The organism is Flintibacter sp. HCN-6482 (assembly GCF_037892565.1).
Taxonomy (GTDB): domain Bacteria; phylum Bacillota; class Clostridia; order Oscillospirales; family Oscillospiraceae; genus Lawsonibacter; species Lawsonibacter aceti.
The window spans coordinates 1-4,874 of sequence record NZ_JBBKBK010000008.1; the positions used below are offsets into that span (position 1 = coordinate 1).

Annotated in this window: 4 protein-coding genes; all 4 read left to right on the top strand. The window is 43.7% G+C overall.

Going from position 1 to position 4,874, the window contains the following annotated elements; genetic code table 11:
* Nucleotides 1-93: 93 nt before the first annotated feature.
* The 4 genes from WKS99_RS13355 (at nt 94) to WKS99_RS13370 (ending at nt 4,827) form a co-directional block, all read left to right on the top strand.
* Entirely contained in the window at nt 94-882 is a 789-nt protein-coding gene (locus WKS99_RS13355) for an SDR family oxidoreductase (RefSeq protein WP_262669890.1), read from the top strand.
* A gap of 983 nt (nt 883-1,865) precedes the next feature.
* Nucleotides 1,866-2,894, top strand: a complete 1,029-nt coding sequence (locus WKS99_RS13360; protein WP_186853517.1) for a TRAP transporter substrate-binding protein — start codon at nt 1,866-1,868, stop codon at nt 2,892-2,894.
* 118 nt (nt 2,895-3,012) lie between these two features.
* Entirely contained in the window at nt 3,013-3,522 is a 510-nt protein-coding gene (locus WKS99_RS13365) for a TRAP transporter small permease (RefSeq protein WP_262669891.1), read from the top strand.
* Nucleotides 3,523-3,537: 15 nt separating this feature from the next.
* Nucleotides 3,538-4,827: a TRAP transporter large permease gene (locus WKS99_RS13370; RefSeq protein ID WP_340406491.1), complete on the top strand. Its 1,290-nt coding sequence runs from the start codon at nt 3,538-3,540 to the stop codon at nt 4,825-4,827.
* Nucleotides 4,828-4,874: the final 47 nt, after the last annotated feature.

Sequence of the window (4,874 nt, forward strand, 5' to 3'; positions counted from 1 at the left end):
ATCACTGACTTTTAGGGCCGCCTCGGTCGTCACACGCGACGGCCGGGCGGCCCGCCCCTTTTGGGTGCTTAAGATGGAAAGGATGGACGGACCATGGAATTGGGACTGAAGAATAAGAGTGCGTTGGTTTTGGCCTCCAGCAGCGGATTGGGGAAGGCTATCGCAATGGAACTGGCACGGGAAGGAGCCCGGGTCATGCTCTGCGGTCGCTCTGAGGAGCAGCTGAAAAGGGCACAGCAGGATATCCTGAACGCCACTGGAAACGAGCCGAAATATCTGGCCGGGTCTATCACCGATCCCCGGTATATCCAGGAGCTGGTCCAGACCACAGTGGAGAAATGCGGTCCTATCTTTGCCCTGGTAAACAACAGCGGAGGTCCCAAACCGGGCCCCTTTGACTCCTTTGATGACCAGGCTTGGCAGGATGCCTATGAGCTGTGCCTACTCAGCTATATCCGGACGATCCGTGCTGTTTTGCCTTATATGAGGGCCAATGGAGGGGGCCGTATCCTGTGCTCTACATCCTCCTCTGTGAAGGCGGCGCTGAACGATTTGATCCTGTCCAACACCTTCCGTATGGGGGTGGTAGGGCTGGCCAAGACCCTGAGTCAGGAGCTGGGGCCGGACAACATTCTGGTCAATGTTATCGGTCCCGGCCGGGTGGGAACTGCCCGCATCGACCAGCTGGACCAGATCCGGGCTCAGAAGGAAGGATTGTCGGTGGAGGAGCTCCAGCATAAGGCATTCCACGACATTCCCCTTGGCCGGTATGGTCGGCCTGAGGAGTATGGGCGTATGGCCGCATTCCTGTGCTCTGAGGCCAATACCTATCTCACTGGACAGACCCTGCTGATGGATGGAGGTATGGTGAAGGCGTATTGAAATCTAGCGGATGAGAGCATAGGGAGCTGGGATATTTGATATCCCCTTAATAGGGGTAATTTTTTAGGCGCCTGATAACCTCGGCAGATACTGCTTTGGCGGTATCTGCCGAGGACTTTTTTGTCTACGCAGGTTCTGTCATGCTCCGCGTCTCGCCTTGCGGTGTGACCATGTACTCACTCTCGTTCTAGTGGATATCCACTGGATGCCCTTAGGGCGCAGGAGATATAATTGATTTGGGTTTATCTAAATTATATATATTTTAGACGATAAATTTTATTGACATTGTCGCTTTGTATAATTATAATGTAAATATCTTATGAATAGCAAGCACAATGATGGCGCCATCATTGTATTCTCACGGTGTGAGAATACAATTCATGTTATAGCCAGAACCAAGAAGCGCAGCCCAGAATGGGGGACATAGGATAAATAAAAAAGAGTCCATAAAATAAAAATCTTTCGCAAACGACTAAGTCGAATGCTCAGTCTGTTCCTGATAGCCTTTAATGGTTCTGAATATTGTTGGAATTCCCTTCTAGGGCGTTGCCCTGACTAATCGTCAGTACAGGGCGGTGCTCTTTATCTGGTTTGACTGTTTTTTACACAGATCTTCTTTTTTACGGTTAAACTATTGTATGTTTCGACGCAATTATGTTCTTAAACATTTTGGATATCTGGCTCTTTTCACCTGCCATCAGTTTGGTAAAAAGGAAAATTTTCTTAATTAAATGAATTATGGCTTTACAGATAATTAGAAGAACTTACATTTATAAAAATATAGTCTAAAAAGGTTAACAAAAATTGTAATTTTATTGATATTAAAAAAATAATATTTATTATCTGATGATATGCCAATATACGCGATGTAGTGTGGTAGCTTATGTGATAATAAATATGAATTAGATAGGGGTGGATAAGCCAAATAGTAAAATACATGGTCAAATAGGGAATCAAATTTGAGAAAAAGGAGAATGATTAAAATGAAAAAAAGACTGAGTTGTGCGCTGATTCTTGCTTTAACCACAGGTTTATTGATTTCTTGCGGGAGCAAAGACGGATCTGTTTCCAATGCTGGGGGAAACGGCGCTGCTGGAAGTGCAAAGGAAATTGTCCTGGGACATGTGTATGCCGAAGACCATAATATAAATCGTGCATCTCTTCAGTTTAAAGATTATATCGAAAAAGAATCTGGGGGTAGCATGACTGTAAATATCCAGCCCAACAGTGTCCTTGGTGGCGATGAGGATATGCTGGAAATGTGTGCGTATGGCACCGTTACATTGATGACGCCTTCTGTGGCCTCTTTGGAAACCTATGCGGCAGATTGGGGTGTGTTGAACCTCCCCTATTTGTATGACTCTGTTGAAGATGCGTTTGAGGCTGCTGATGGTGAGCTGGGAGACTATCTAAAGAGTACTTTGGATGGCACAGAATATATCTGCGTTGGCTTCAATTCCAATGGTACCCGTAATATGTCAAATAATGTGCGCCCGATTACTTGTATCGAGGATCTCAAAGGAATTAAGATGCGCGTAATGAACAGCAGTACATATATTAAGTGGATGAATGCTCTGGGTGCTAACGCTACCCCGATGGGTTTCAATGAGGTCTTTACCGGCCTTCAGCAGGGAACTATCGATGGTCAGGAAAATGGAGCCGCTATTGCTTATACTTCTGGGTTTAACGAAGTGCAGAAATATTTCAGTGTAACTGAGCATGTATATGATATGAATGCAATCATCTGTAACCGTGCTTTTTATGAAAGTTTGACAGATGAGGAAAGAGAGATTTTTGATACAGGTATCCGTACCTATATGGAAGATTGGCAACGCAATACAGAGGTCAGCGAAGACGGAGAGTATATTGCTAAGTGGGAAGAAAGCGGTTGTGCAGTAAACTATTTGGAAGATGACAAGAAAGAAGCGTTCCGCGAGGCACTGACTCCGTTGTATGAGGAAGCAGAGGCAAACTTCCCTGAAGCATGGGAAGCCTTGAGCAAGTATCGTTAAACTTTGTGAACTTGAATTAGTGTTTTTAGATATGTAATAAATAAAAGAGTGATGTATTCTCTGGATGATAGAAATTCCGGAGAATACATACACTAAAATGGGTAAAAAGGAAAACGATATGAATGGTTTAAAAAAAATAACACATAGAATCAATAAACTGGAAGAAGTTTTTTTGGTAGCTACATTAGCAGTTTGTGTAGTTGTAATTTTTGTACAGGTAATTGCTCGATATGTGTTTAACAACTCGATTTCTTGGAGTGAAGAAGGCTGTAAGTATCTCTTTGTTTGGATGATATGGATGGGCACTGACTTTGCGGCAAGAGATCACTTGTGTATTGAGATTATCAGTGGCCGGGTTAAAGGTAAAGCAAAGTTAGTTTTGGATATCGTAGTGAAACTGATGTGGCTGGGGATCTGCCTGTTTTTTACATTTAATGGTCTGGAAGTGGTTCAGTCCATGATGCAACGCGGAAAAGTGGCTTCGTCTATTCCGTGGCTGAAAGTTTGGGTGGTTTATTTGGTTATGCCTGTGAGCCAAGGAATGCTGAGTATCCGGGTTATAGCACAGATTGCCGAAGACATCATGAAGATAATGGGTCGCGGGCAATTGGCTGACGGATCAGTATAAGGAGGACTTAGATTTATGGAGATGCAAATTCTAGTTCTGTTCGGAGTCTTTCTGATAACGGTATTCATTGGTGTGCCAATTGGCTATTCTATCGCGTTAGCTACCTTGGTGGTTTTAGCCGGTTTTACGAATACTCCGTTAGCGATGATTACACAGAATTGTGTTAGTGGAGTGAATTCCTTTTCGCTGATGGCGATTCCCTTTTTTATCCTGGCTGGCAATTTGATGAGTACGGGCGGTGTCGCAAAAAGAATCGTTAACTTTGCGGATACTTGTATAGGGTGGATTACTGGTGGACTGAGCTTAGTGACAACCGCAGCTTGTATGTTTTTTGCGGCGATTTCTGGTTCGGCTATGGCTACCTGTTCTGCCGTTGGTGCCATCATGATTCCTGAGATGGAGAAGAAGGGGTATCCACGTCCGTTCAGCGCTGCTTTGGCAGCCTCTGCCGGATCCATTGGCGTTATTATCCCCCCGTCCGTTCCCTTTGTTATCTATGGTGTCGTGACCGGTACATCCATTGGTGATATGTTTATTGCGGGTTTTCTGCCAGGCATCATGATGGGAATTGCGATTATGATTGCCTGTGTAGTGATGAGTAAAAAATATGGTTACCAAGGGGCGAGTTCAAAACCGACGGGAAGAGATGTCTGGATTTCTTTTAAAGACGCCTTTTGGGCATTGTTGGCACCTGTTATTATTTTGGGTGGAATTTATGCGGGTATTTTTACGCCAACAGAAGCGGCTGTCGTTGCGGTGATATATTCTATTTTTGCCAGTGTAGTAATTTATCGTGAAATGACACTGAAACAGCTCTATGCTGCATTTGTAGATAGCGTACGGTTAAATGGTAATATTGTTTTTATGGTTGGTACTGCGACTGCATTTGCAAGTTACCTGTCATTGAAGCAAATTCCAGTTTTAATTGCGGCGTTTTTGACAAGCTTAACCAGCAATCCTATTATTTTGATGCTGATTATCAATGTGTTCCTTCTATTTGTGGGATGCTTGATGGATAATATCCCTGCGACTATCATTTTGTCACCGATTCTCCTACCTGTTGCATTGGAATGTGGACTATCAGCCGTTCAGTTCGGTGTGGTGCTCACCATGAACTTGGCAATTGGTTTTGTGACACCCCCTTATGGCTCTAACCTATTTGTGGCTACATCCATTTCTGGTGTAAAGATAGAGGCTATGCTAAAGTATGTATTGTGGTTCATTGGTGCGTTGCTAGTTGTTTTGATGCTAACAACTTATGTTCCATTCTTTACACAAGGTATTGTAGAAATGATCAATGGTTGATGACCTAGATAATGATTTTATTCAAAAATATTTTTAGGAGGAATTTC